The sequence below is a fragment of the Klebsiella sp. Q11 genome, from assembly GCF_964241505.1.
Taxonomy (GTDB): domain Bacteria; phylum Pseudomonadota; class Gammaproteobacteria; order Enterobacterales; family Enterobacteriaceae; genus Klebsiella; species Klebsiella michiganensis.
Window position 1 is genome coordinate 218,378 of record NZ_CAXSXW010000002.1, and the last position, 24,419, is coordinate 242,796.

Annotated in this window: 22 protein-coding genes; 9 read left to right on the forward strand and 13 right to left on the reverse strand. The window is 57.6% G+C overall.

Annotated features, from left to right (window positions below; genetic code table 11):
• Positions 1-246 precede the first annotated feature (246 nt).
• Complete coding sequence (locus tag ACESQ2_RS03470) at positions 247-471, forward strand: hypothetical protein (RefSeq protein ID WP_004855451.1); 225 nt, start codon at positions 247-249, stop codon at positions 469-471.
• Here the strand turns inward: ACESQ2_RS03470 and mtlR are convergent.
• From mtlR to mtlA, 3 genes are all read right to left on the reverse strand, one after another.
• Positions 460-1,056, reverse strand: coding sequence for a mannitol operon repressor MtlR (gene mtlR, locus ACESQ2_RS03475; protein WP_014227228.1), 597 nt, complete (start codon positions 1,054-1,056; stop codon positions 460-462). The genes ACESQ2_RS03470 and mtlR overlap by 12 nt on opposite strands.
• Positions 1,053-2,201 carry a mannitol-1-phosphate 5-dehydrogenase gene (gene mtlD / locus ACESQ2_RS03480; RefSeq protein WP_032751687.1) on the reverse strand — a complete coding sequence of 383 codons (1,149 nt, stop codon included), beginning with the start codon at positions 2,199-2,201 and terminating at the stop codon, positions 1,053-1,055. The genes mtlR and mtlD overlap by 4 nt, the downstream gene beginning before the upstream one ends.
• A gap of 125 nt (positions 2,202-2,326) precedes the next feature.
• Positions 2,327-4,237, reverse strand: a complete 1,911-nt coding sequence (mtlA, locus tag ACESQ2_RS03485; protein ID WP_004855446.1) for a PTS mannitol transporter subunit IICBA — start codon at positions 4,235-4,237, stop codon at positions 2,327-2,329.
• 535 nt (positions 4,238-4,772) lie between these two features.
• Between mtlA and ACESQ2_RS03490 the strand changes: the two genes are divergently transcribed.
• The 5 genes from ACESQ2_RS03490 to selB all read left to right on the forward strand — a co-directional run bounded on the left by ACESQ2_RS03490 (position 4,773) and on the right by selB (position 10,306).
• Positions 4,773-5,144, forward strand: a complete 372-nt coding sequence (locus tag ACESQ2_RS03490) for a DUF3302 domain-containing protein (protein ID WP_004855444.1) — start codon at positions 4,773-4,775, stop codon at positions 5,142-5,144.
• A gap of 3 nt (positions 5,145-5,147) precedes the next feature.
• The gene (locus ACESQ2_RS03495; RefSeq protein WP_032692969.1) at positions 5,148-6,284 is read left to right on the forward strand and encodes an HlyD family secretion protein; all 1,137 of its coding nucleotides are present in this window, start codon (positions 5,148-5,150) and stop codon (positions 6,282-6,284) included.
• 91 nt (positions 6,285-6,375) lie between these two features.
• Positions 6,376-6,984: a glutathione S-transferase gene (locus ACESQ2_RS03500; protein ID WP_032718806.1), complete on the forward strand. Its 609-nt coding sequence runs from the start codon at positions 6,376-6,378 to the stop codon at positions 6,982-6,984.
• Between the two features lie 95 nt (positions 6,985-7,079).
• Entirely contained in the window at positions 7,080-8,468 is a 1,389-nt protein-coding gene (selA, locus tag ACESQ2_RS03505) for an L-seryl-tRNA(Sec) selenium transferase (protein WP_032692968.1), read from the forward strand.
• Positions 8,465-10,306 (forward strand): selenocysteine-specific translation elongation factor, encoded by a 1,842-nt coding sequence (gene selB / locus ACESQ2_RS03510; protein ID WP_046876794.1) that lies wholly within the window; start codon positions 8,465-8,467, stop codon positions 10,304-10,306. Before selA ends, selB begins: the two co-directional genes overlap by 4 nt.
• Before the next feature lie 138 nt (positions 10,307-10,444).
• On the opposite strand, the gene ACESQ2_RS03515 is transcribed toward selB, so the two are convergent.
• The gene (locus tag ACESQ2_RS03515) at positions 10,445-12,406 is read right to left on the reverse strand and encodes a glycoside hydrolase family 127 protein (RefSeq protein ID WP_373170159.1); all 1,962 of its coding nucleotides are present in this window, start codon (positions 12,404-12,406) and stop codon (positions 10,445-10,447) included.
• Between the two features lie 10 nt (positions 12,407-12,416).
• Positions 12,417-13,817, reverse strand: a complete 1,401-nt coding sequence (locus ACESQ2_RS03520) for an MFS transporter (RefSeq protein WP_064374921.1) — start codon at positions 13,815-13,817, stop codon at positions 12,417-12,419.
• A gap of 252 nt (positions 13,818-14,069) precedes the next feature.
• Here ACESQ2_RS03520 and ACESQ2_RS03525 point away from each other — a divergent pair, with 252 nt between their 5' ends.
• On the forward strand, positions 14,070-14,885 hold the full coding sequence (locus tag ACESQ2_RS03525) for a helix-turn-helix domain-containing protein (protein WP_014227222.1): 816 nt from the start codon (positions 14,070-14,072) through the stop codon (positions 14,883-14,885).
• A 289-nt stretch (positions 14,886-15,174) separates the two neighbouring features.
• On the opposite strand, the gene araD is transcribed toward ACESQ2_RS03525, so the two are convergent.
• The 8 genes from araD to yiaK all read right to left on the reverse strand — a co-directional run bounded on the left by araD (position 15,175) and on the right by yiaK (position 22,751).
• Complete coding sequence (gene araD, locus ACESQ2_RS03530; RefSeq protein ID WP_014839773.1) at positions 15,175-15,873, reverse strand: L-ribulose-5-phosphate 4-epimerase; 699 nt, start codon at positions 15,871-15,873, stop codon at positions 15,175-15,177.
• Positions 15,867-16,727, reverse strand: a complete 861-nt coding sequence (locus ACESQ2_RS03535; RefSeq protein WP_148849788.1) for an L-ribulose-5-phosphate 3-epimerase — start codon at positions 16,725-16,727, stop codon at positions 15,867-15,869. The genes araD and ACESQ2_RS03535 overlap by 7 nt, the downstream gene beginning before the upstream one ends.
• On the reverse strand, positions 16,720-17,382 hold the full coding sequence (gene ulaD / locus ACESQ2_RS03540) for a 3-keto-L-gulonate-6-phosphate decarboxylase UlaD (RefSeq protein ID WP_373170160.1): 663 nt from the start codon (positions 17,380-17,382) through the stop codon (positions 16,720-16,722). Before ulaD ends, ACESQ2_RS03535 begins: the two co-directional genes overlap by 8 nt.
• Positions 17,379-18,884 (reverse strand): FGGY-family carbohydrate kinase, encoded by a 1,506-nt coding sequence (locus ACESQ2_RS03545; RefSeq protein ID WP_032718800.1) that lies wholly within the window; start codon positions 18,882-18,884, stop codon positions 17,379-17,381. The genes ulaD and ACESQ2_RS03545 overlap by 4 nt, the downstream gene beginning before the upstream one ends.
• A 77-nt stretch (positions 18,885-18,961) precedes the next feature.
• A complete protein-coding gene (locus ACESQ2_RS03550; protein WP_014839769.1) occupies positions 18,962-20,281 on the reverse strand; it encodes an MFS transporter in 1,320 nt (439 codons plus the stop codon).
• A 52-nt stretch (positions 20,282-20,333) separates the two neighbouring features.
• Positions 20,334-21,263 (reverse strand): DUF4862 family protein, encoded by a 930-nt coding sequence (locus tag ACESQ2_RS03555; RefSeq protein WP_373170161.1) that lies wholly within the window; start codon positions 21,261-21,263, stop codon positions 20,334-20,336.
• Between the two features lie 13 nt (positions 21,264-21,276).
• Positions 21,277-21,741 carry a YhcH/YjgK/YiaL family protein gene (locus ACESQ2_RS03560; protein ID WP_049069631.1) on the reverse strand — a complete coding sequence of 155 codons (465 nt, stop codon included), beginning with the start codon at positions 21,739-21,741 and terminating at the stop codon, positions 21,277-21,279.
• Between the two features lie 11 nt (positions 21,742-21,752).
• Complete coding sequence (gene yiaK / locus ACESQ2_RS03565; protein WP_014227214.1) at positions 21,753-22,751, reverse strand: 3-dehydro-L-gulonate 2-dehydrogenase; 999 nt, start codon at positions 22,749-22,751, stop codon at positions 21,753-21,755.
• 218 nt (positions 22,752-22,969) lie between these two features.
• Between yiaK and yiaJ the strand changes: the two genes are divergently transcribed.
• Both yiaJ and ACESQ2_RS03575 read left to right on the forward strand, forming a co-directional pair.
• Positions 22,970-23,788, forward strand: a complete 819-nt coding sequence (yiaJ, locus tag ACESQ2_RS03570; protein ID WP_014839765.1) for an IclR family transcriptional regulator YiaJ — start codon at positions 22,970-22,972, stop codon at positions 23,786-23,788.
• A gap of 118 nt (positions 23,789-23,906) precedes the next feature.
• Positions 23,907-24,395: a 4Fe-4S binding protein gene (locus ACESQ2_RS03575; RefSeq protein WP_014839764.1), complete on the forward strand. Its 489-nt coding sequence runs from the start codon at positions 23,907-23,909 to the stop codon at positions 24,393-24,395.
• Positions 24,396-24,419 lie beyond the last annotated feature (24 nt).

The following is a 24,419-nucleotide window of genomic DNA, read 5'->3' on the forward strand; positions in this document are numbered from 1 at the left end:
TATCAGACTATAGTATGTGCTGTCGCTTGGGTTGTGGGTAGTTATTTATCAAAACGTCGCCGTTTTTTGCTCATAACAACCGCAGCGGCATATTATAACTTATTGAACATAAAAATCATTTTAACCCAGAGTTGGCGAATATTCATTTCTGTGAAGCCTGACGGCCATTCAGCACGTTTTCCTCATCTGAAACCCTGTTTTTGGCTAATCCTTAATAGGATCATTCCCCCAAAAGAGGAGAGCGTGATGGCGAAAATAGGCGACAGCGTACCGCGCATTATTGATAAAGCCGTAGATTTTATGGCTTCAAGTCAGGCTTTTATGGAATATCTAAAAAAATCTCCGCGTTTGCAGCATATACCGCCGGATATCCCGGCAGATAAAGAAGCGCTATTTCTGCGGCGTCTTGAGTATTATCGTCAGCTTTATCGGCCGACGTGCGACCAGCAAGAGCCAGAATCAGAGCGTTGATTTTTGAAAGGCTTTTTTTAAGCTGATTTTAGAAATCAGCTCGGTCAGAGATAGCATCATTGTGGAACGTACGACCTGCTGGTAGCGCAGCTTTTGCATTGCCAGCAGTTCAGCATCGCTCTCATCAAATTGCGGCGTGGGCGGCAGGGCGGCGACGCAGTGCAGCTCGCCAAACGGTCCGAGGATCTCATCGTCGGTAAAGCTATACTCATTACCGTCGTGATTCAGCTCTTCGCGCAGGGCCATCAGCAGTTCAGCGTCTTCATATTCGGCGCGGCTAATCACCCCAAGGCCGTAAATCAGCTTCAGGCGTACAGAAAGGTCGCCAAGCGGCCCGTCGCCGTCCAGCAACGGCTCCACTGCGTATTTCACCGCGTAGTCGTCTTTACGGAATACCTGAAGCACCAGAATATTGACCGCTTCCGTCAGCAGTTCAACGGTGGCGATCAGGAAGCTTCTTACGGTTTTGCCAGCATTCAGACGTTCAAGCACACGGTTTTCAAATGCCTGTGTTTCTTCCATTATTGCCTGCATATCTGACATGAGTAATGGGCGCGGTTCGGACCGCGCCAGGTCTTGCCTCATTTGGTGGCGTTATAGTCGTTAACGGCTTCCGCCACCACCTCGCTTGCTGCGTCCAGACCCGAAATCTGCGCCAGCGCGGCCTGTGGGCCTTTCTCGGCAATCAGCGCCGCCAGTTCCTGCGCCTGCGGGTCTTCTTCGCTGCGGAAGTGCATGGCAGCGGCGATCCCTTTCACCAGATTGCGGTGCGGCAGGCCGTATTCCAGCGTACCGAGCAGCGGCTTAATTAAGCGGTCGCCCGCGCTCAGTTTGCGCAGCGGCTGGCGGCCAACGCGCTCAACGTCATCCTTCAGATACGGGTTCTCAAAACGACCGATAATTTTCTGGATGTAAGCGGCGTGCTTTTGCGCATCAAAGGCATAGCGTTTGATCAGCACCGCGCCGCTTTCTTCCATGGCGCCTTTGACCACGGCGCGAATGTGCTCATCAAGAATCGCGTCGCGAATCGTCTGATGACCCGCCAGTTTTCCGAGGTAGGCGGTTATAGCATGTCCGGTGTTTAAGGTGAATAGCTTACGTTCGACAAATGCCATCAGGTTATCGGTTAATTCCATACCTGGGATGTTCGGCAGTTCGCCTTTGAACTGGGTCTTATCGACAATCCACTCGCTGAAGGTTTCCACGGTGACTTCCAGCGGATCGTGAGTGGCGGAAGCCGACGGCGGAACGATGCGGTCAACGGCGGAATCAACGAAGCCGACGTTGGCTTCAACCCAGGCTTTGTCTTCTTCGGCGAGGGCGTTAAAAACGTGACCCTTCAGCTGGGTGGTGCCGCGGACCATGTTCTCGCAGGCGATGATATTCAGCGGGGCGGTAATCCCCTGCGCCTTACGTTTGGCCAGGCCTTTGGCAATCGCCGGGGCGATGCGTTCCAGCACGACCGGGCCGACGGCGGTGGTCACCAGATCCACGCTGGCAATCAGCTCTACAACTTCGTCGCCGATGCTGCTGACGGCGTCAACGCCGGAAACGGTATCGACCTGCTCATTCTCGCCGACCACATGAACCTGGTAGCTATGACGGGCATTCAGGGCATCGAGCACGACCTGATTTACATCCGCAAACGTCAGCTGTATCCCCGCGTCCGCCAGCAGTTTGCCGATAAAGCCACGACCGATATTACCTGCGCCAAAATGTAATGCTTTCATAGTATTAACCTTCAATTAATGTTTTTACCTGAGAGGGCTGGGGTCAGGCGTTTCCCTCACCCCAACCCTCTCCCCACGCGTAAGGAGAGAGGGGGGCGTTGCCCGGCGTACCGCCGGGTGACGGATTACGCTTTCAGCAGCGTCAGAACTTCTTCAACGCTGGTGGTTTTTGCCAGACGCTCAATGACCGATTCATCGTCCAGCGCGTTGGTCAGGCTGGTAATCACCTGGATATGCTCGTTATTACGCGCGGCAATACCGATAACCAGGCGAGCCACCTCGTCCTCTTCTTCGCCGAAGCGTACGCCTTCCGGGTACTGGCAGAAGACGATGCCGGTTTTCAGAACGCGATCTTTGGCTTCGATAGTGCCGTGCGGGACCGCGATGGACTCACCCAGATAGGTGGAGGTCAGCTTTTCACGATCCAGCATCGCCTGGACGTATTCCGGCTCAACGTAGCCGCCTTTCACCAGCTGCTCGCCGGCAAACAGAATCGCTTCTTCTTTGGTCGCCGCTTTACGGCCGAGGAAGATGTTCTCCGCGCCGAGTTTGAACAGATTGGTGTCAGACGCGTCGAAGCTGTCTTTCAGGCTGTCGCGGACTTTCTCTTCGTTATCCGTGTGGCGCTGCGCCGAAACCAGACGTTCGGTCAGGCTGGTGTACAGGCCGCTGTCGAGGAAGTTGGTCAGCGAAATATGCTGCGCCTGCGGCACCTGACGCATCGCACGCTCGGTCAGGTCGCGGTGGGTGATGACCAGGTCAACATCCGGCGGCAGGTTGTTGATCGCACTGTTAGTCACGGAGATGTTGCTCAGCCCGGCATCCTGCACTTTTTTACGCAGCACGCCTGCGCCCATCGCGCTGGAGCCCATACCGGCGTCGCAGGCGACGATGATTTTACGCACGTGGCTCAGGTCGTTCGCGACATCGCCAGCGGCCAGCGGCGTGGCGCCGCCTTTGGACTGCGCTTTCATATCCTGCATGCGACGGGTCGCGGCTTCGATATCATCTTCTTCTTTAACTTTGCTGGTTTTCAGCAGCACGGCTGCGACCACAAAGGAGACGGCCATCGCCGCAATAATCGCCGCGATGTTAGCAAAGTAAGCGCCTTTCGGCGTCATCGCCAGCACGGCGAGGATAGAACCCGGAGAAGCCGGAGAGACCAGCCCGCCGTTGAGGATAGTCAGGGTGAATACGCCGGTCATCCCACCGAGGATAACGGCCAGAATCAGACGCGGGTTCATCAGCACGTACGGGAAGTAAATCTCGTGAATACCGCCGAGGAAGTGGATGATTGCCGCACCGCCTGCAGACTGTTTCGCGCTGCCGCGGCCGAAGAACATATACGCCAGCAGGACGCCCATCCCCGGACCCGGGTTAGCTTCAATCAGGAAGAAGATGGATTTGCCCAGCTCGTGGGATTGCTGAATACCCAGCGGCGAGAAAATGCCGTGGTTAATGGCGTTGTTGAGGAACAGGATTTTCGCCGGTTCAACAAAGATAGAGGCCAGCGGCAGCATCTCGTGCGCCACCATGAAGTTAACGCCTGCGGCCAGAATTTTCGACAGGACTTCAACCGCCGGGCCAATGCCGAGGAACGCCAGAATGGCGAGGATCATACCGATGATGCCCGCGGAGAAGTTATTCACCAGCATCTCAAAACCGGATTTGATCTTACCGTCTACCCAGACGTCGAATTTTTTAATTGCCCAGCCGCCCAGCGGACCGGCGATCATGGAGCCGAGGAACATCGGCATATCCGCGCCGACGATAACGCCCATGGTGGTAATCGCGCCGACCACGCCGCCGCGCTCGCCGCCAACCAGCTTACCGCCGGTATAACCGATCAGCAGCGGCAGCAGATAGGTGATCATCGGACCAACCAGCTTCGCCAGCGTTTCGTTCGGTAACCATCCTGTCGGAATGAATAGAGCGGTGATAATACCCCACGCGATAAACGCGCCGATATTTGGCATCACCATATTGCTGAGGAAACGACCAAAGCTTTGCACTTTGATCTTGATATCGGATGACATAAAACACCCCTTCTTCTGTTTTTGCTATCGGCAGGCTGAAAGCCCGAGGCTTGTTGTTAATAAGGCGGCAGAGGTAGCCGGGCCCTGAGTGATAGTGCGAAATCTGGCACTGAATCGTTAAGCTGTCCAGTCGGTGGATTTTTATGTGATTTGGATCACATGAATATAGGGCGATGATGGTCTTTTGTAGTGATCTCCATCACAAAATGGATGTGTAAAAAAACAACAGACCGGGTTTTAAGGGGGGATAATGCATTTTTATGTGATGAAAATCACAAATTTACTTTGACGTTTTGTTATTTGTTTGTGATGTTCGTCACAAAATATTTTCACCAGGATTTAGCCCGGTGTGATCTCGCGCAGGTTATGCCGCGTTCCGCTTGCTGATACGTCACTCAGCAACGCAATCGCTTAAAGAACATTTTAGTCGTCAATGGCGAAAATGATACGGGTGAATTATGCTCATTTTGTCGGCCCTTTTTTGATCCGGCCCGGCACACATCCTGAAAATAATTAGCGTAAATCCGAGGAAATTATGTTTCTCAATTATTTTGCGCTCGGCGTTCTGATCTTTGTATTTCTGGTGATTTTTTATGGAATCATCATTCTCCATGATATTCCTTACCTGATCGCGAAGAAACGTAATCACCCGCATGCCGATGCGATTCACGTCGCGGGCTGGGTGAGCCTTTTTACGCTGCACGTCATTTGGCCGTTTTTATGGATTTGGGCCACGCTTTACCGGCCAGAACGCGGCTGGGGCATGCAGCATCGGCGGGACGAGACGCCGTCTGAGGCGGCGGAAGAGGGGGACGACATCAGCGAACTGCGCCAGCGGGTTATCGCGCTCGAGCAGCAAATAACCGGTCTCAGACCGTCAGCTCAACCTCCTTCGGTGGAGAAATAACTCATGGATCTGCTGATTATTTTGACCTATGTGGCGATTGCCTGGTCGATATTTAAAATATTTAAGATCCCGGTAAATAAATGGACGGTTCCCACCGCGGCGCTGGGCGGCGTATTTATTGTTAGCGCGCTTATCTTATTAATGAACTACAACCATCCGTATACCTTTACCGCGCAAAAAGCGGTTATTTCTATTCCTATTACGCCGCAGGTTACCGGGGTGGTCAGCAGCGTCACGGATAAAGCAAATCAACGAGTTAAAAAGGGCGAGGTGCTGTTTACCATCGATCCGGTGCGTTATCAGGCGCGGGTGGACCGGCTACAGGCCGACCTTGTTACCGCGCTGCACAGTATCAATACCCTTAAAGCCCAGCTTTCTGAGGCTCAGGCCAACACCACGCGCGTTTCGGCGGAGCGCGACCGTCTGTATAAGGATTATCAGCGCTACCTGAAAGGAAGCCAGGCGCGGGTCAATCCGTTTTCGGAAAGCGATATCGATAATGCCCGGCAAAACTACCTCGCCCAGGATGCGATGGTGAAAGGATCGGTGGCGGAGCAGGCGCAAATTCAGAGCCAGCTCGACAGCATGATAAACGGCGAACAGTCGCAGGTGGTAAGCCTGCGCGCGCAGCTGGCGGAGGCGAAATATAACCTCGAGCAGACGACCGTACGCGCGCCCAGCGACGGGTATATCACCCAGGTGTTAATTCGTCCTGGGACCTATGCCGCCTCGCTGCCGCTGCGTCCGGTGATGGTCTTTATCCCCCAGCAAAAACGGCTGATTGTGGCGCAGTTCCGGCAAAATTCGCTGCTCAGGCTGGAGAAGGGCGACGATGCTGAAGCGGTGTTCAACGCGCTGCCGGGACAGGTCTTTCGCGGCAAGCTGGTGAGCATCCTGCCAGTCGTACCGGGGGGAACATACCAGGCGCAGGGCACGCTGCAGGCGCTGACGGTGACGCCGGGCACCGACGGCGTGCTGGCGACCATTGAGCTGGAGCCCGATGCCGCCGTAGACGCCCTGCCTGACGGCATTTACGCCCAGGTGGCGGTCTACTCCGATCATTTCACCCACGTTTCGGTGATGCGCAAGGTGCTGCTGCGGATGACCAGCTGGATGCACTATCTCTATCTGGACCATTAGCGGGGTCAGTCCGGCATGAGGTGATTTCTCTCTCTGCTATTTGCCTGCGCCTGCGCCATACTTACTACTTTGTTGGCGAAAGGAGCAGGCAATGAAACTGATCGGCAGCTACACCAGTCCCTTTGTGCGCAAAATTTCCGTCATACTGCTGGAAAAAGCGATTCCCTTCGAGTTCGTCAACGAATTCCCTTACCACGAGACCAACGGCGTGGCGCACTACAATCCGCTGGGAAAAGTCCCCGCGCTTGTCACCGACGACGGTGAATGCTGGTACGACTCGCCCATTATTGCGCAATATCTGGAGCTGCTCGGCATCGCGCCGGATATGCTGCCTGCGGCGCCGAAGGCTGCGCTGAAATTGCGTCAAATTGAAGCGCTGGCTGATGGCGTGATGGAGGCTGCGCAAACGCTGGTACGGGAGAAAACGCGCCCGGCGGCCCAGCAGTCGGAAAGCGAACTGCTGCGCCAGCGTGAAAAAATTGCGCGCGGGCTTGATGCGCTGGAAGGGTATGCCAGTGACGGGACATTACGTCCTGATGAGGTTAATCTGGCAACCATTTCCGCAGCCTGCGCCATTGCTTATCTCAATTTCCGCCGCGTCGCTCCGGGCTGGTGCGCCACCCGACCGAAGCTGGTGCGCCTGGTGGATTCCCTCTTTCAGCGCGCCAGCTTTGCGCGCACTGAACCGCCGGTGAGTTGACCCAGACAGGTAACAGTTTTTGCGCGGAGGCATTACAATTGCTGCTCATTTGTTGACTCCCTCTCCCGTCGGGAGGGGGGAAAATAGGTTCATTCATGACTAGCGAAATTCGTGCGCTTTATACCCGGCTTCCGGCCATCGACCGTTTACTCCGCGACCCCGCATTTTCACCGCTGTTGATGCAATACGGTCACGCCCAGACGGTAGCGCAGCTGCGTCAGATGCTGGACGAGGCGCGGGAATACATCCGTCTGAACCAGACGCTGCCGGACTGGTGCGAAGCATGGCTAATGGAGACCTCGCGTCGTTTGACGCAGCGACAGCAGAGCGCGCTGCGCCCGGTGTTCAACCTGACCGGTACCGTGCTGCACACCAACCTTGGGCGGGCGATTCAGGCGGAAGCGGCGGTAGAGGCGGTGACCCAGGCGATGCGCGCGCCGGTGACGCTGGAATACGATCTTGACGATGCCGGACGCGGCCACCGCGATCGCGCGCTGGCCGACCTGCTTTGCCAGATCACCGGCGCGGAAGACGCCTGTATCGTCAACAATAACGCGGCGGCGGTGCTGCTGATGCTGGCGGCAACCGCCGGCGGCCGTGAGGTGGTGGTGTCGCGCGGCGAGCTGGTGGAGATCGGCGGCGCGTTTCGTATTCCCGACGTGATGCGCCAGGCGGGCTGCGTTCTGCATGAAGTCGGGACCACTAACCGCACCCACGCGAAAGATTATCGTCAGGCGGTGAATGACAATACCGGCCTGCTGATGAAGGTGCACACCAGCAACTACAGTATTGAGGGCTTTACTAAAGCGGTCGATGAAGCGGCGCTGGCGGAGATTGGCCGCGAACTCAATATCCCGGTGGTGGCCGATCTCGGCAGCGGCTCGCTGGTGGATTTAAGCCAGTACGGCCTGCCGAAAGAGCCGATGCCGCAGGAGATGATTGCCGCCGGCGTCAGCCTGGTAAGCTTCTCCGGCGATAAACTGCTGGGCGGCCCGCAGGCGGGAATTATCGTCGGTAAAAAAGCGCTGATCGCGCGTTTGCAGAGCCATCCGCTTAAGCGCGCCCTGCGGGCGGATAAAATGACCCTCGCGGCGCTGGAGGCCACGCTGCGCCTCTATCTGCATCCGGAAAAGCTGGCCGCTGAACTGCCGACCCTGCGTCTGCTGACTCGCCAGGCGGACGAGATCCGCCTGCAGGGCGAGCGCATGCGGGCCGCGCTGGCTGCACATTATGCTGATTTTGACCTGCGGGTCGAGCCATGCCTGTCGCAGATCGGCAGCGGCTCGCTGCCGGTGGACCGCTTGCCCAGCGCGGCGTTGACGTTGACTCCGCGCGATGGGCGCGGCAGTCGGCTGGAAGCTCTGGCGGCACGCTGGCGTCAGTTGCCCGTGCCGGTTATTGGCAGGATCTACGATGGCCGCCTGTGGCTGGACCTGCGCTGTCTTGAGGATGAATCCCGGTTTATGGAGATGTTATTGAGATGATTATTGCCACCGCCGGACACGTTGACCACGGCAAAACCACGCTGCTGCAGGCGATTACCGGTATCAACGCCGATCGCCTGCCGGAAGAGAAAGCGCGCGGGATGACTATCGACCTCGGCTACGCCTACTGGCCGCAGCCCGATGGGCGGGTGCTGGGTTTTATCGACGTTCCCGGCCACGAAAAGTTTTTGTCCAATATGCTGGCCGGCGTCGGCGGTATCGATCACGCGCTGCTGGTGGTGGCCTGCGATGATGGCGTGATGGCGCAAACCCGCGAACATCTGGCGATCCTCCAGCTTACCGGGCAGCCAACGCTAACCGTGGCGCTGACCAAAGCGGACCGCGTAGAAGCGGCGCGGATTGAGGAGGTGGAGGCGGAAATCGACGCGGTGCTGGCGGAGTTCGGCTTTACCGGCGCGACCCTGTTTGCCGTCGCGGCGACGGAAGGACGGGGCATCGCCGAGCTGCGCGAGCATCTCCTGCAGCTCTCCGCGCGCCCGCGCCCGCAGCATCAGCGCTTTCGCCTGGCCATCGACCGGGCATTTACCGTCAAAGGCGCGGGGCTGGTGGTTACCGGGACCGCGTTATCCGGCGAGGTCAACGTTGGCGATACGCTGTGGCTGACCGGCGTGGATAAACCGATGCGCGTGCGCGGTTTGCACGCGCAGAATCAGCCGGTTGAGCAGGCCTGGGCCGGCCAGCGCATTGCCCTGAATATTGCCGGCGATGCGCAAAAAGAGGAGCTCAACCGCGGCGACTGGCTGCTGGCGGTACCGCCGCCGGAAGCCTCTGAGCGGGTCATCGTTGAACTGCAGTGCCATACGCCGCTTAGCCAGTGGCAGCCGCTGCATATCCACCACGCCGCCAGCCATATTACCGGCCGCGTGTCGCTGCTCGAAGGCGCGCTGGCGGAGCTGGTTCTCGATACGCCGCTGCGGCTGGCGGATAACGACCGTCTGGTGCTGCGCGATATTTCCGCGCGCCTGACGCTGGCCGGTGCGCGAGTGGTGACCCTCAATCCGCCGCGCCGGGGCAAGCGTAAGCCGGAGTATTTACAGTGGCTGCACGCGCTGGCCGCCGCGCAGGGCGATGACGTCCAGGCGCTGGATATTCACCTTCAGCGCGATGCGGTGCGCCTCGATGATTTCGCCTGGGCGCGTCAGCTCAGCCGCGATGGCCTCAACGCGCTGATTCACCGCCCTGACTATCTGCAGGCGGGAAATAGCCTGCTGAGCGCCCCGCTCGCCGCGCGCTGGCAGCGGAAGCTGCTCGATGCCCTGGCGCGCTATCACGATCAGCATCGCGATGAGCCAGGACCGGGCCGCGAACGTCTGCGGCGTATTGCGCTGCCGATGGAAGATGAAGCGCTGGTGCTGCTGTTGATTGAGCAGATGCGCGAAAGCGGCATTGTTCACAGCCACCACGGCTGGCTGCATCTGCCGGAGCATAAAGCGGGCTTTACCGACGAGCAGCAGGCCATCTGGCAGCGGGTTGCCGGGCTGTTTGCCGATGAGCCATGGTGGGTACGCGATCTGGCGCGTGAAGCCAACGTAGAAGAGTCGTTAATGCGGGCGGTATTACGCCAGGCGGCGCAGCAGGGGATGATTACCGCGATCGTGAAAGATCGCTACTATCGCAACGATCGGATTGTGGCGTTTGCCAAAATGATCCGCGATCTGGATCTGGAAAGGGGCTCAACCTGCGCGGCGGATTTCCGCGATACGCTGAACGTCGGGCGCAAGCTGGCGATTCAGATCCTCGAATATTTCGACCGCATCGGTTTTACCCGCCGTCGCGGCAACGATCATATTCTGCGCGATAAGGCATTGTTCCTTTAGCATAAGCAGGTAGTCCCGGGTCGCGGCGTGAACGCCTTACCCGGGCTACGATAACCGTTACCCATGTATCCGGTCTAAAGTGTTACCCATGTTTCCGGTTCATACCGCAGCGCCACCGGGGAATGCTCACACTCACATTTACGCTTCCGCTTCGTTCACCCAGATGCGCATCTCGCCTTCGCCGCGGTTGGCCCAGCTAAACCACGGAATAAAGGTTAATACTTGCGGCTGACGGGAGGACGGCGCGCGGTCATAGTGCCATAGGGCCTGGTTTTCGGCATCTTCCGCCGTTTGCTTATAGCCCGGCGCCTGGAGAAGTATCTTGCGGGCAAAAATCCCTTTGCCTTCGACAGTGCTAAACCGGGCGTCGCGCGGCAGCTGCAGGTTATGCAATTGCTCGCCGTTATCCGCCTGCTCCAGGCAGTAAACCAGCGGACCGCGCTGGACGGCGACCTGGCCTGCCTGGTGGCGCACCAGCGGGTTACCGTAAATGCGGCGCACCGGCATCGGCAGGGTTAACTGTAGCGTGTCGCCCTCCTGCCAGAGATGGCTGATGTGCAGATACCCTTTGCGCACGTCCTGCGTAACCGGCGCGCCGTTGAGCGTGACCTGCGACTTATCGCACCAGTCCGGCAGACGCAGCGCCAGGGTATGACTAACCGGTGAAGATGAATCGATGACTATCTTCACCTGTTCCTGCCACGGATAGTTGCCGCTGATGCGCAGGCGTAGCGCCTCATTGCCCACCGGGATCTCCACGCTGTTGCCGACATACAGGTTGATGTACAGGACGTCGCCGTGCGGCGTGTAGATATAGTGCCCCAGCGAGGTGAGCACCCGTGCGATATTCGGCGGGCAGCAGGCGCAGCCGAACCAGCGCTGACGGACGGGCTTAACGTGATCGTAAATATGGTTGAATTTTAAGGATTTTGGATGCACTTCCAGCGGATTGACGTAGAAGAAGTGCTTGCCGTCGAGCGCTATTCCACCCAGCACGGTGTTATACAGCGCGCGCTCCATCACATCGGCATATTGGCTGTCGGCTTCCATCTCCAGCATCCGGCGGGCAAACATCATCAGGCCAATGGAAGCACAGCTTTCGGCATAGACCGTGTCGTTTGGCAGGTCATAGTCGCTGCTGAAGGCCTCCCCGCTGCTCTGCGAACCGATTCCGCCGGTGATATACAGCTGACGCCGGGCCATATTTTTCCACAGGCGCAGGCAATCCCGGCGCTTGCCCTCGTCCTGACTTAAACGGGCGAGGTGGGCAACGCCGGTCATCAGATAGACGAAACGCACCGCGTGGCCGATGGCGACCGGCTGTTCGGAAATCGGCTGATGCGCCTGGCTGTAGGGTTTATCCATCACCATCCACGCCGGACCGTAGGTGTTCCAGTAAGAGGTTTTGCCGCGCTTCTCATATTCGATATCGTAAAAATGCGGCTGCGTTCCGCGCGCCTCAACGAAGTACTTCACCAGCGCGATATAGCGCGGCTCCTGAGTGACGTCATACAGGCGCATTAACGCCAGCTCGATTTCCGGATGGCCAGGGTAGCCGTGCAGCTGGTTATCTCCGGGGCCAAACACGCTATCGATGTGGTCGGCGAGGCGGCAGACGACATCCAGCAGACGACGTTTGCCGGTGGCCTGGAAGAAGGCGACACCCGCTTCAATCATGTGCCCGGCGCAGTACAGTTCGTGGCATTCGGCGAGGTTGGTCCAGCGCTCCTCTGGCGCTTTGACCGTGAAATATGTATTCAGATAGCCATCTTCACACTGGGCGGCCGCGACCAGTTCAATCACCTCATCGGCGGTTTTTTCCAGCCCGGCGTCCGGCTTCTGACACAGCGACCAGGCCACCGCCTCCAGCCATTTCGCCACGTCGCTGTCCTGAAAGACCATGCCGTAGAATTCGCCCTCCTGTCGCCCGGCGGCGATGCGGAAGTTCTCTATCGCATGGCTCGGGTCCGCCTCCTCGATACGGTCGTTAAGCGCATCCCACTGATAAGGGATCACCACATCGCGCACCAGCTGCTGGTACTGGCCGAGGAACGGGTCGTTGATTTTCAGTTTGTGCAGATCGACTTCCATAACAGACATGGCGGACTCCTTAAGGCTGAACATGACGCGTACGCAGATCGCTGGCGATGCGCGCCATCATCGGATTGTTGAGCTTGCAGGCGCGAATGGAAAAGGCCAGCAGCAGATGGAACAGGGCGGGCAGCAGGGTCTCCATGGAGGCGATACCCGCCAGTGATGATGCCGTTTGGTTTTCCACGCCCGGCTGATAGGCCACGTAGATAAACACGAGGCTGATAATGCCGGCGCTGGAGGCCCACGCCAGCTTGATAAAGAACAGGTTAAAGGCGAAGTTCATCCCGGAAGAACGCACGCCGGTTTTCCATTCGCCGTAGTCGTCGGAGAAGGCCATCAGCGAAAAGTGCAGCGGCAGGGTAAAGCCGAGAATAATGCCGTTGCCGAGGATGACGACCAGCCACAGGGTCTGGTACGCCTGCCCGGTTGGCAAAAACCACATCGCCACGGCCAGCGCGGCCAGCACCAGGTTGGTGTAGTAGTAAAGTTTGACGGTATCAAAGCGGCGCGAGAGCAGGTTGATGATGACGGAGCCCGCAATCGAGGCGAAGGTTACCATGGTGAAGAATAGCGAGGTGTAGCCGGTGGAGCCGCCCAGCACGTAGGTGATGAAGTACATGTAGCCGCCGCCGCGGATATTGAAGACGTTGATGAGCAGAAATGACATCACCAGCATCAGCAGCAGCTGGTCGTTTTTACGCAGCCCGGCGATGTGCTCGCGCAGGGTAAATTTCCCCATGACATCCAGCGAGACGCGTTCGCGAACCCAGAAGAAGCAGCACAGGAACATCGCCACCGCGATGGCGCAGAGTACGCCGACACCGTACTGATACCCCTGTGCGGTATCGCCCTGGCCGAGCGCTTTTACCATCCACGGCAGCCCAACGGAGACTAAGAATCCCGCCACGCCGCACAGGACAAAGCGCCATGCCTGGCACGAGATAACCTCGCTATGACGCGTAGTCATCGTGTTGATCAGCGCGCAGTAGGGGACGTTTATCGCGGTGTAGCTCACCGACAGCAGCAGATAGGTGCCGAACGCCCAGGCGATTTTTACCCCCATGCTGGCGTCGGGCACGGTAAACGTCAGGACGCCGATAACGCCGATCGGCACGGCAATCCACAGCTGCCAGGGACGAAAGCGTCCCCAGCGGCTCTGGGTACGGTCGGCCAGCACGCCCATAATCGGGTCGGAAACGGCGTCGAAAACGCGCAGGGCCAGAAACAGGGTCCCGACCAGCGCGGGCGTCAGGCCGAAGACATCGGTATAGAAAAAAGTTAAAAAGTTCATGATCAGGCAGGTAATCACCGTCCCGCCCGCGTCGCCCAATCCGTAGCCTATTTTTTCCCGAAGGGATAATTTGTCGTCCTGGGCACGCTGTGCCAAATCAGTTGTGGTAATCGGAGCCGAAGTCATAAATAACTCCCGGAGATGATGTGCGAATAATATCCCGCTGAAGTGCGGGCTTTAATTGTGTTATTTGCAAATTACGTTATTTATTCTGCACTAAATGTTGGGGGCAACAAGGGAAGGAAAAAGTATAAAAAGAGGACGATTCCGACCTGATGGTAAAAATGTGATTTTGATCCAGCAGACGGCTATTTTATCGTGAATAATCAAAGGTAACAGGAGTTATTAATGCTATTAAAAGCGGAATATTGAATGTCTATGCTTGAATTGTCCATGTCACTTCCGATTAAGGTGCAAAATGGTGGATTGTTTATTTCCCGAGGCATCGGCAGCCATCCGGCTCGTCAGCTTCACTCCTGGGAAATAATCTTTGTGGAAAAAGGAACATTAACGATCCGCGAAAACAACGAGATTTTTAGCGTCAACGCCGGGGAAAGTTTATTGCTCTGGCCGCGGCGTTTACACGTCGGAATCGGGCAATTTCCGGCAGATTTAAAATTCTACTGGCTGCATTTTGAAGTGACCTCAGGTGAAAACGTTTCGCTGCCTGAGGCGCTGCTGTCGATTCCGCAGCACACGCGCGTCAGCGAGCCGCAGTATATTATTTCGTTGTTCCGCCAATTCTTACGCGAGCAGGAAAATATTCATCGTAGCGTGGCGCTGGAGCTGATCCTGCTGCTGATTCTGCAGCAAGTTTCGGCGGCAGCGGGCGAACAGCCCGCCGACAGCCCCGGCAACGCGCTGGCGTGGAGAGCGCAGCAAATCATTCGTACCCGGTTTCATTTGCCCCTTTCCGCATCCACGCTGGCGCAGGAGCTGCACTGCAACGCCGATTATCTGGGGCGGATTTATCGCCATGTTTTCCGGCTGACCTTAACCGAAGCGCTGCACCGTCAGCGGGTGAGGGCGGCGGAAAAGCTGCTTATCAGCGATTCCCTGTCGCTCACCGAGGTGGCGATGAAATGCGGATTTAACGATGTTGGCTATTTTCGCAAGATTTTCCGTAAGCATACCAGCCTGACGCCCGCGGCGTGGAAGCGTCGTTACTGCAAGGAACATATTAATTCGGCGTAGGGTTGATGGGTTTTCCCGCCGGGGACGAGCAGCCCGGACAGATGCGCAGCATCGCCTCCGGGAAAATTCTGCAACATCCTGCACGCTTCCCCCGGGGGCGGCGCAAAGCGCCTGCCCGGGCTACGGGACCGCAGACCGCCGGGGATGCGCAGCATCGCCCCCGGGAAAATTCTGCAACATCCTGCACGCTTCCCCCGAGGGCGGCGCAAAGCGCCTGCCCGGGCTACGGGACCGCAGACCGCCGGTAGCCCGGATAAGGCGTTAGCCGCCATCCGGGAGTCCCGCGGTGTTAGTTTTGCCCGTAATAGGCATTCGCGCCGTGTTTACGCAGGTAGTGTTTATCGAGCAGTTCAGACTGCATATCCGGCAGCTGTGGCGCCAGCTGGCGCGAGAACAGGCCCATATAGGCGCACTCTTCAAGTACCACGGCGTTATGTACGGCGTCGGCCGCATCTTTACCCCAGGCAAACGGGCCGTGCGAATGGACTAATACCGCCGGGATTTGCGCCGGATCCAGACCGCGCTGTTCAAAGGTTTTGATAATCACTTCGCCGGTCTGATACTCATACTCCCCGTTAATCTCCTCAACGGTCATCGGCCGGGTGCAGGGGATGGCGCCATAAAAATAGTCGGCGTGGGTGGTGCCCCAGGCAGGGAGATCGAGACCGGCCTGCGACCAGATCGTCGCATGGCGGGAGTGGGTATGCACGATCCCGCCGATCTGCGGATAGCGACGATAAAGGGCCAGATGCGTTGGCGTATCCGAAGAGGGTTTTTTAGCGCCTTCAACGATCTTACCGCTGGCGATCTCTACGACCACCATATCGTCGGCGGTCATCACCTCATATTCGACGCCGGAGGGCTTAATGACCATCAGACGGCGCGTTTCATCCACCGCGCTGACGTTGCCCCAGGTAAAGGTGACCAGCCGGTGCGCCGGGAGCGCCAGGTTTGCCGCCAGCACCTCGGCTTTCAGTTGCTCTAACATGTGAAACCTCCTTCCTGCATCCGTGATTCAATCCAGCGCCGGGCCTGGATAATCTCCAGCACCGGTTCGCTGGCCTTCTCCGTCCACATCTCAATCAGAAACGAACCGCGGTAGTTCAGCTCATGCAGCGTCTTAAAGATGCCGACAAAATCAACGCATCCTTCGCCGAACGGCACGTCGCGGAACTGGCCCGGGCTATCGTCGGTGACGGGCAGCGTGTCTTTCAGGTGGATGGCGGCGATACGATCGATACCCAGTTTCAGCTCGGCGGTGACGTCGTTCCCCCAGGCGCTGAGGTTGCCGACGTCCGGATAGACGGTAAACCACGGTGACGAAAGCCTCTCGTCCCACTTTTTCCATTTGCTGATGGAGTTCATAAAGGCGGTGTCCATGATCTCCACCGCCAGCATCACCTGCGCGGCGGCGGCCTGTTCTACCGCCCAGGCCAGTCCTTCGGCAAAACGCTGCCGGGTGCCTTCATCGTGCTCTTCGTAATAGACGTCGTAACCCGCCAGCTGAATAGTACGAATCCCCAGATCGCGCGCCAGGCGGATGGCTTTGGTCATAATCTCCCGCGCCCGCTTGCGTACCGCCTCGTCGCGGCTGCCAAAGGGGAAACGGCGATGGGCGGACAGGCACATTGAGGGAATAGCGACGCCGGTTTCCAGCATCGCGCTCACCAGCGATGCCCGCTGGGCCGATGTCCACTCCAGGCGCGAAAGGCGTTCGTCGGTCTCGTCCACCGACATTTCGACAAAATCAAAACCGCAGCTTTTGGCCAGCACCAGCCGCTCAGGCCAGCTGAGATCCTTCGCCAGCGCTTTTTCATAAATACCTAACGGGTGGTTACGCATGCTGTTCTCCCCAGATAGCGTCGATTTGCGCGTGGAATTCGGCGGCAACCCGTGCCGGATGGGCAGCGCCTGCCAGCGCGCGCCCGGCAATAAACGCTTTGACGTTGATATCCTTGAACAGCGGCAGATCGGCCGGGGTAATCCCGCCGGTGATCGATAGCTCAAGGCCAATGTCGGAGAGCGCTTTCATGCGCGCCAGATCCGCCTCCCCCCACTGCTGCCCGCTGGCCTGGGCATCGCGCCCGTGATGGTAAATTGCCTGATGGACGCCGGTACGGTACCAGGCGCGGGCGTCATCCAGCGTCCAGTTGCCGAACAGCTCCATCTGAATTTCACCGCCGCAGGCCTGGGCCACGGCGTGGCCTTTCTCGACCGTGGCGAGCGGCGCGGCGCAGATGATGGTCATCCAGTTGGCGCCAGCGCCAAAGGCCTGCTGCGCCAGGGTTTCACCGGCGTCGGCGACTTTCCAGTCGGCGACGATGATCTTCTGCGGACACTGGGCGCGCAGGGCTGTAACTGCGTTAAGCCCCTCGGTCAAACAGAGGATGGTCCCCGCCTCCACGATATCAACGTGATCCTGTAGCAGGGCGACATCGCGCTGCGCAGCCTGAAGGCTGGTGTGGTCGAGCGCCAGCTGCAGTAATGGTCGGCTCATAATGCGTGCTCCTTAATACGGGCGTGGTAGCCCTGTAGTGCTTCAATCAAATCCTGGTAGTGGCGGTATTTGCGCTGATAGCGCGCGTGGGCGGTCATATCGGGCAGCAGCGTGCGTACCGGGTGCTGCCGGGCGCGCCGGGCTTCGCTAAAGCTGCGGTATACGCCAGTGCCGACGCGCGCCGCGAGGGCAGCGCCAAAGCAGCCGGTCTCTTCCACCTGCGGCAGTTCAACGCGTAAGCCGCTGACGTCCGCCAGCATTTGCATCCAGACGTCGGAGTGCGCCGGGCCGCCGGTGACGCGCAGGGCCTGAACGCTTGTAAAGCGTTCGCGCATACGGTTGAGATGGGTCATATGGCTGAATACCACGCCTTCATAAACCGCCTGCAGCAGGTGCGCGCGGGTATGCAGCGCCTGCATGCCGTAAAAGCCGCAGGTCATCTCCAGCCCGGCGTTGCTGCCGTAGAGAAACGGCAGAAAAAACAGCTCGCTCCCGGCTTTCGGCAAACTGGCTACGGCCTGATTGATCTCATCAAACGAGAGATCGCCCCACTGGGCGGTAAACCATTCGAGGTTGCCGGATGAGGTCGGGCTGGCTTCGTGAACGATATACTGGCCGTCATTGACGTAGCGGCCATAGACGTAAGGGTGAGCCTCATGTTCGCGCAGACCGTGAGCGATACCGCTGGTGACGGCCCAGGTTCCCATCACCGCATTGAGGGTCGACTCATCCTCAATCCCGGCACAAAGGGCGGTGGAGACCACGTCAAACAGGCCGCCAACGACGGGAGTACCCGCCGCCAGACCGGTTAAAGCGGCTGCCTGAGCGGTGATCTCCCCGCATATTTCGGCTGACCCTACAACGGGGGGCAGCGCGCTATCCACTTCGCCGATCCCCAGCCATTGGGTCAGACACGGGTCGTACTGGCCCGTGGACATGTTGTAGAGGTTGGACTCGGAGATGTTGCTCTCCTCGCAGCCTTTCACGCCGGTTAAGCACCAGCGCAGATAGTCATGCCCCATCATCACGCAGCCAATTTGCGCGTAGCGCTGGGGGTCATTCTCTTTGACCCAGCGCAGCAGAGAAGCCGGATGCCCGGTCCATAGCGTCTGGCGGGTAACGGGATAGAGCCGTTCGGGAATACGGTCCCGCTGCCAGCGCTGAACGATATTCAGCGCCCGACGATCGGACGAGAGGATGGCGTTACCCAGCGGCCGATCCTGCTTATCGAGGAGGAAGAGGCCCTTACCCTGAGCGGAGATGCCCACGCCTTTAATCTGTTCGCCGGATACACCTGCCCGTTGTAATAGTCCGGCAATGGTTGCCGCGCAGTGTTGCCAGAGCTGATGCATGTCGCGTTCGGCGTAACCCGGCAGGGGCGACATCGTCTGTAGCGCTTGCCGCACAATGCCATGTTCATGACCTTCGGCATCATATAAACCGGCTTTCAGATACGTGCCGCCACAATCAATACCCAGCCAGAAGGCCTGTTTCTTGCTCATCTTTCGCATCTCATTCTTGCCGGGAGGACCCGGCATATTTCGCAGACCCGGCAGGCGCAGCGCCGCCGGGCTCGATTTTACGCAGTGCGTTTATGTGGGTTTATCGTCTTTACCGGCGCAGCACCGGCATCGCATTTCGCCGGCAGCAGTAGCGCCATCAGCGCGGCCAGCGCCAGGGAGATCGCCAGGCAATAAACGCCGGCGTCTTTGCTGTACAGCGTGATCAGAACCCCGACCGCATAAGGGCCACAAAATCCGCCGAGGTTGCCAAGCGCGTTGATAACCCCGCGCGCGCCGCCTGCCATTTCAGCGCTGAACAGACGTGCCGGGATGGTCCAGAACACGCCAGCCGCCGATTGCAGGAAGAATCCGCAGCCGACCAGCGCGGCATAGGAGAGCCATATTTGATTTTTCAGCGCCACCGACAGGAACATGCACAGAGCGAAGCCAATCAGCGGCAGGCAGACGAACAGCTTGCGTTTACCGGTTCGATCTGAAAGAGAAGAGAACAGGAACATCCCGGCAATGGCGCCGACGTACGGCAGAATGGCGAGCATCCCGACCTGCCCCATGCTGCTGTGGGTTAATTCTTTCAGAATGGTGGGCAGCCACAGGGTGTAGCCGTAAATGCCGGTCTGGTAGAAGAAGTTCAGGGCGATAAGCTGCCACATGGTTTTGTCGGAGAGAACGGCGCTCAGAGAGGCGTTTTTCACCTCGGTGCCGGCAATGGCCCTTTGCTCTGCGGCCAGCGTCTCGACCAGATAGTTCTGCTCTGCTTTAGAGATCCAGCGCGCTTCCTGCGGACGGTCATAGATGGTGTAGGTCCACAGAACTAAAACAACCAGCGAGAGCAAACCTTCGATAATAAACAGCCAGCGCCAGTCGAGAACCGTGATGATCCAGCCTGAAAGCGGGGCGGTGATAATCCCGGCAATCGGCACGAACATAATGACAATCGCGTTGGCGCGACCGCGTTCCGCATCAGGGAACCAGTTACTGATCATGGTGAGAACAACCGGCAGCATGCCGCCTTCCGCCACGCCTAGTAAGAAGCGCAGAGCCAGCAGCTGGTACTGATTGGTAATTAACCCCGTCAGCACGGAGATAACCGCCCAGGCGACCAGCGACCAGCCGATAAATTTCTTACCGCTGCCGTGAACGGCAATTTTCCCGCCGGGAACCTGTAAAAATAGATAACCGATAAAGAAAATACCGCCCGCCAGCCCCGCCATAGTGGCGGAAATACCTAAGTCGGCGTCCATGCCGCCGGGCATGGCAAAGGCAATATTGACCCGGTCCATATAAGAAATAATACAGGTGATCAGTATTGGGGGAATAATTCTTAACCAGCGCTGGCGCGGTATATCTTTGGGTGTAGAGTTAGAGGTTATATTCATCTTTATAGTCTCGTAATATTAAAAAATATTCTGGCGATGAAGGTGGTTATTATTATTGTGCTTGTTTTAGCGCTGAGATGCCGTCGCGTAATATCGCGATGCGATGGTCAACGTTTGCGCTGGCAGTGATTTCCAGTAATTTGATACCAGAGAATTGCAGGGGATCGGCTCCTGCGCAGGCAAATAATTCACGGGCGTGGTCGGTGGTCATCAGGCTCTGCGGGCAGAAAGGCGCGAACGGCGCGTGTAAATCCTGCCATTCGCCGTACTCGCCGGTTTGCGTCGTGCCGGAAAACATCAGCGCGCCGAGCTTCCCTGCCCGTTTTGCCTGCTGCGTATGGGTGAGCGGTAGAACGGTATTCCGCCCTTCAATAGCAGAGCGCGCCCAGTTGATACAGATGCTGATGTCGTAGTCGGCAATGGCTTCCAGCACGTTTTCTAACGGCAAAAATCCTTTGCGCGGCACGGTGCCGGTCATCGCGTCGCAGTGCTCCAGAACCAGCTCGCAGGACCAGTCCCAGCGGGTAATCTCTTTTAATGAACGAGCAAAGGCGTCGGTAGCCTGCTCCACGTTGGCATTGCCCGCCAGCGGGGCGGCGTGAAGCTCAAGGGCAATGACCTTTCCGGCGGTCTTACCATTGATTTTAGCGATCTTCTGCTGCAGGTGACGATAGTACTCCACGCAGGCTTTGCGCTGCTCTTCGTCGCTGGATGCCAGCCCAAAGCCGCCGTTTTCACCGCGGCGGCGCATGGTTTCCATGATGGCGGTAACGACAATCTGCCAGTGTCCCGGGGTATGGCGCAATAACCATTCGTCGCCGAGCGGATGAAGATGTTCAAGGCAGGGTTGCTCCAGCCCGCGAATATCCGGGGTGTCGGAGAGCTGCCGCCAGAATTCCGTCTCTTCCTCTTCACTCTTTTGGTGAAATGAGGGTGCACAGGGGTACGCACCGATAATGTAACCGGTATTATTCGAATTCATTTTGTGCTCCTTATTATAAAACTGAGATAGCGACCTTAACGACTATTTTGCGGATCGGGGTGGCTACAGTTTTATTACATCCAGGACGATGCACATCTTGCGGGAAAAATATCGCATAGTTGCCTGGCGTCATTTCAAAGAACGATTCATGTTGGCTGTCGTGATAGAAAATAATATCGCGCTGTTCTAACAACGATTCGCTGATTTGATTATTGCCGGTATCAATGGCGATACCGATTTTTTCTTCACCCCACGCCAGAAACTGGATATCCAGATAGCGACGGTGAACCTCCGGACGATTGTCAGCGGCATCGCGGGTGGTTAAGTCAATAACCTGCGCGAAGATGTTCTTGCCGTCGATTTCCACGACGCCGGGTTCCAGCGCGTGAAAATCCGTCGTGCGCAGGAAATCAAGCGCCTGTTCAATGGCCGCGGGCAGACGACACGGATTCGGTTGAGCAATATGGCCAAAAATCATGGGTGAGCTCCTTACAGCGCCTGAATTTTGGCCCATACGCTGTCATCGACGGTGATACCGTTGCGGCGGTTTTCATCCAGCAGTCGGGTAAATTCATGGCCGGGCAGGCGGACCGCCACATTTTCATCGGCGCGTTCGGCGGTGGTGATGAAATCCATAATCCGCTGCAGTTTGGCGTCGCGGGTTGCGCCATCGATCAGCTTATCCACTTCTATGGCGATGAAGATCTGCGAAACGCCATATTCATCGCTGTTTTCCTGAGTCACTTCGGCAACGGAAGAGCCGTTGGAAAGCAGGGTGGCAATCATATCCAGCACAATCGACAGGCCGGAACCTTTCCAGTAGCCCATCGGCAAAATACGGCGGTTTTTCTCGATAACCCCCGGTTCTTTGGTCAAATGACCTTCATCGTCGAATCCGCCGTCCACGGGCAGCTCGCGGCCGGCAAGGCGGTTAACTTCCAGCATGCCGTAGGAGAACATCGACATCGACATATCCACCATGGTGATCGGCGTTGACGGAATGGCGACGATCAGCGGATTGGTACCGATACGGCATTCCTTAGCGCCCCACGGCGGCATAACGGCGATGGAGTTGGTCCAGCAGATGCCGATGTAGCCTTTTTCCGCCGCCTGCCAGCCATAGCTGCCGCCGCGCATCCAGTGGTTGGCGTTACGTAACGCCACCAGGCCGATACCGTGATCGGAAGCCAGTTCGATGGCCCGGTCCATCATCTTTTTCGCCGTCAGGTTGCCGATGGAGCGCTGGGCATCCCACTGCTCGATGGCGCCGAGGCTGGTTACCCGCTGCGGTTTAGCCTCGGGGATGATGTCGCCGTTGTCCAGCTGCTGGATGAAGCGAGGAAAGCGGTTCACGCCGTGAGAATAGACGCCGGATTCGGTGGTGCGGGCAAACATTTCTGCGCAGGCATCGGCGGTTTCTGCGGTGATACCCCGCGCCAGCAGTACTCGATTGAATGCCTCTTTTAACTGCTCAAACGTTACTTTCATTCCTGTTTCCCTGGTCAGAGTTGATCGCTTTTTTATCTCTAAATTTCACTATGCGAAATCTGATTTCAAATATAGCGATCAATTTTTATCAGATCAACGGGCAGCGTTATTTTTAAAAATCATAAAAATCATAAAGTTGTGTTTTTTCGGTTCAGATCGTGAACTGAAACACACTTTGCGCTACCATCTGAACGCGACAAAAACGGGGAGCGGAAACGATGGGCACAAAAGAGAGCGATGTAACGCAAGACAAGGAGAGGCCTGCCGGAAGCCAGAGCCTTTTTCGTGGGTTGATGCTGATTGAGATCCTGAGTAATTACCCAAACGGATGCCCGCTGGCGCATCTGTCGGAACTGGCGGGCCTGAACAAAAGCACCGTTCATCGCTTATTGCAGGGGCTGCAATCCTGCGGCTACGTGACGCCAGCCCCGGCGGCGGGGAGCTATCGTCTGACGACAAAGTTTATCGCCGTTGGCCAAAAGGCTTTGTCGTCGCTCAATATCATCCACGTCGCGGCGCCGCATCTTGAGGCGCTCAACCTGGCCACCGGCGAGACGGTGAACTTCTCCAGCCGTGAAGATGACCACGCTATCCTGATTTATAAGCTGGAGCCGACCACCGGCATGCTGCGTACGCGCGCCTATATTGGCCAGCATATGCCGCTGTACTGCTCGGCAATGGGCAAGATTTATATGGCGTTTGGCCATCCTGACTACGTTGAGAGCTACTGGAATTCACACCAGGATATTATTCAGCCGCTGACCCGGAATACCATTACCGGCTTACCTGCGATGCATGATGAGCTGGCGCAGATCCGCGAGCGTAATATGGCGATGGACAGGGAAGAGAACGAGTTGGGCGTGTCCTGCCTGGCGGTCCCGGTTTTCGATATTCATGGACGCGTGCCTTATGCCATTTCTATCTCCTTATCAACATCGCGCCTCAAGCAGGTAGGGGAGAAGAATTTACTCAAGCCGCTGCGCGATACGGCAGAGGCGATTTCCCGCGAACTGGGCTTTTCCGTGCGGGAAGGGTAAGGCAGATGACCAAATTGTCCCGGGCATCTGAGAGAAAACGCCGCTGACTCCATTCAGGATCAAGGCGCGGAAGCGGTTTTTTCTGGCACTCTGCGTTTTTATCCCCAGTGGAGCAAGGATGAACCGGTTTATTATCGCGGATGCGCAAAAGTGCATCGGCTGCCGTACCTGTGAAGTCGCCTGCGTGGTATCCCATCAGCGGGACCAGGACTGTTCTGGCGTTTCCGCCATGCGCTTTGCGCCGCGGATCCGCGTGGTGAAAAATGACGAACTCTCGACAGCGACGCTTTGCCGCCAGTGTGAAGATGCGCCCTGCGCCAACGTCTGCCCCGAGGGCGCTATCCGCCGGGAAAATTCGGTCTGGCGCGTTGATCAGCGCCGCTGCATCGGCTGCAAAAGCTGCATGGTGGCGTGCCCCTATGGCGCGATGACGGTGATGCGGGTGGAGGAGGGCGTACAGGCGCTGAAGTGCGATTTGTGCGGCCATCGTGAAGAAGGCCCGGCCTGCGTGGCGGCATGCCCGACGCAGGCGCTGCGCTGCATGGAACCGATGGAGCTGGAGAGAATAGCAGCTGAACGTCGCCAGCGGATGGCGCTGGCGATGTAGCGATGATGCCTTCTTACGGCGTGT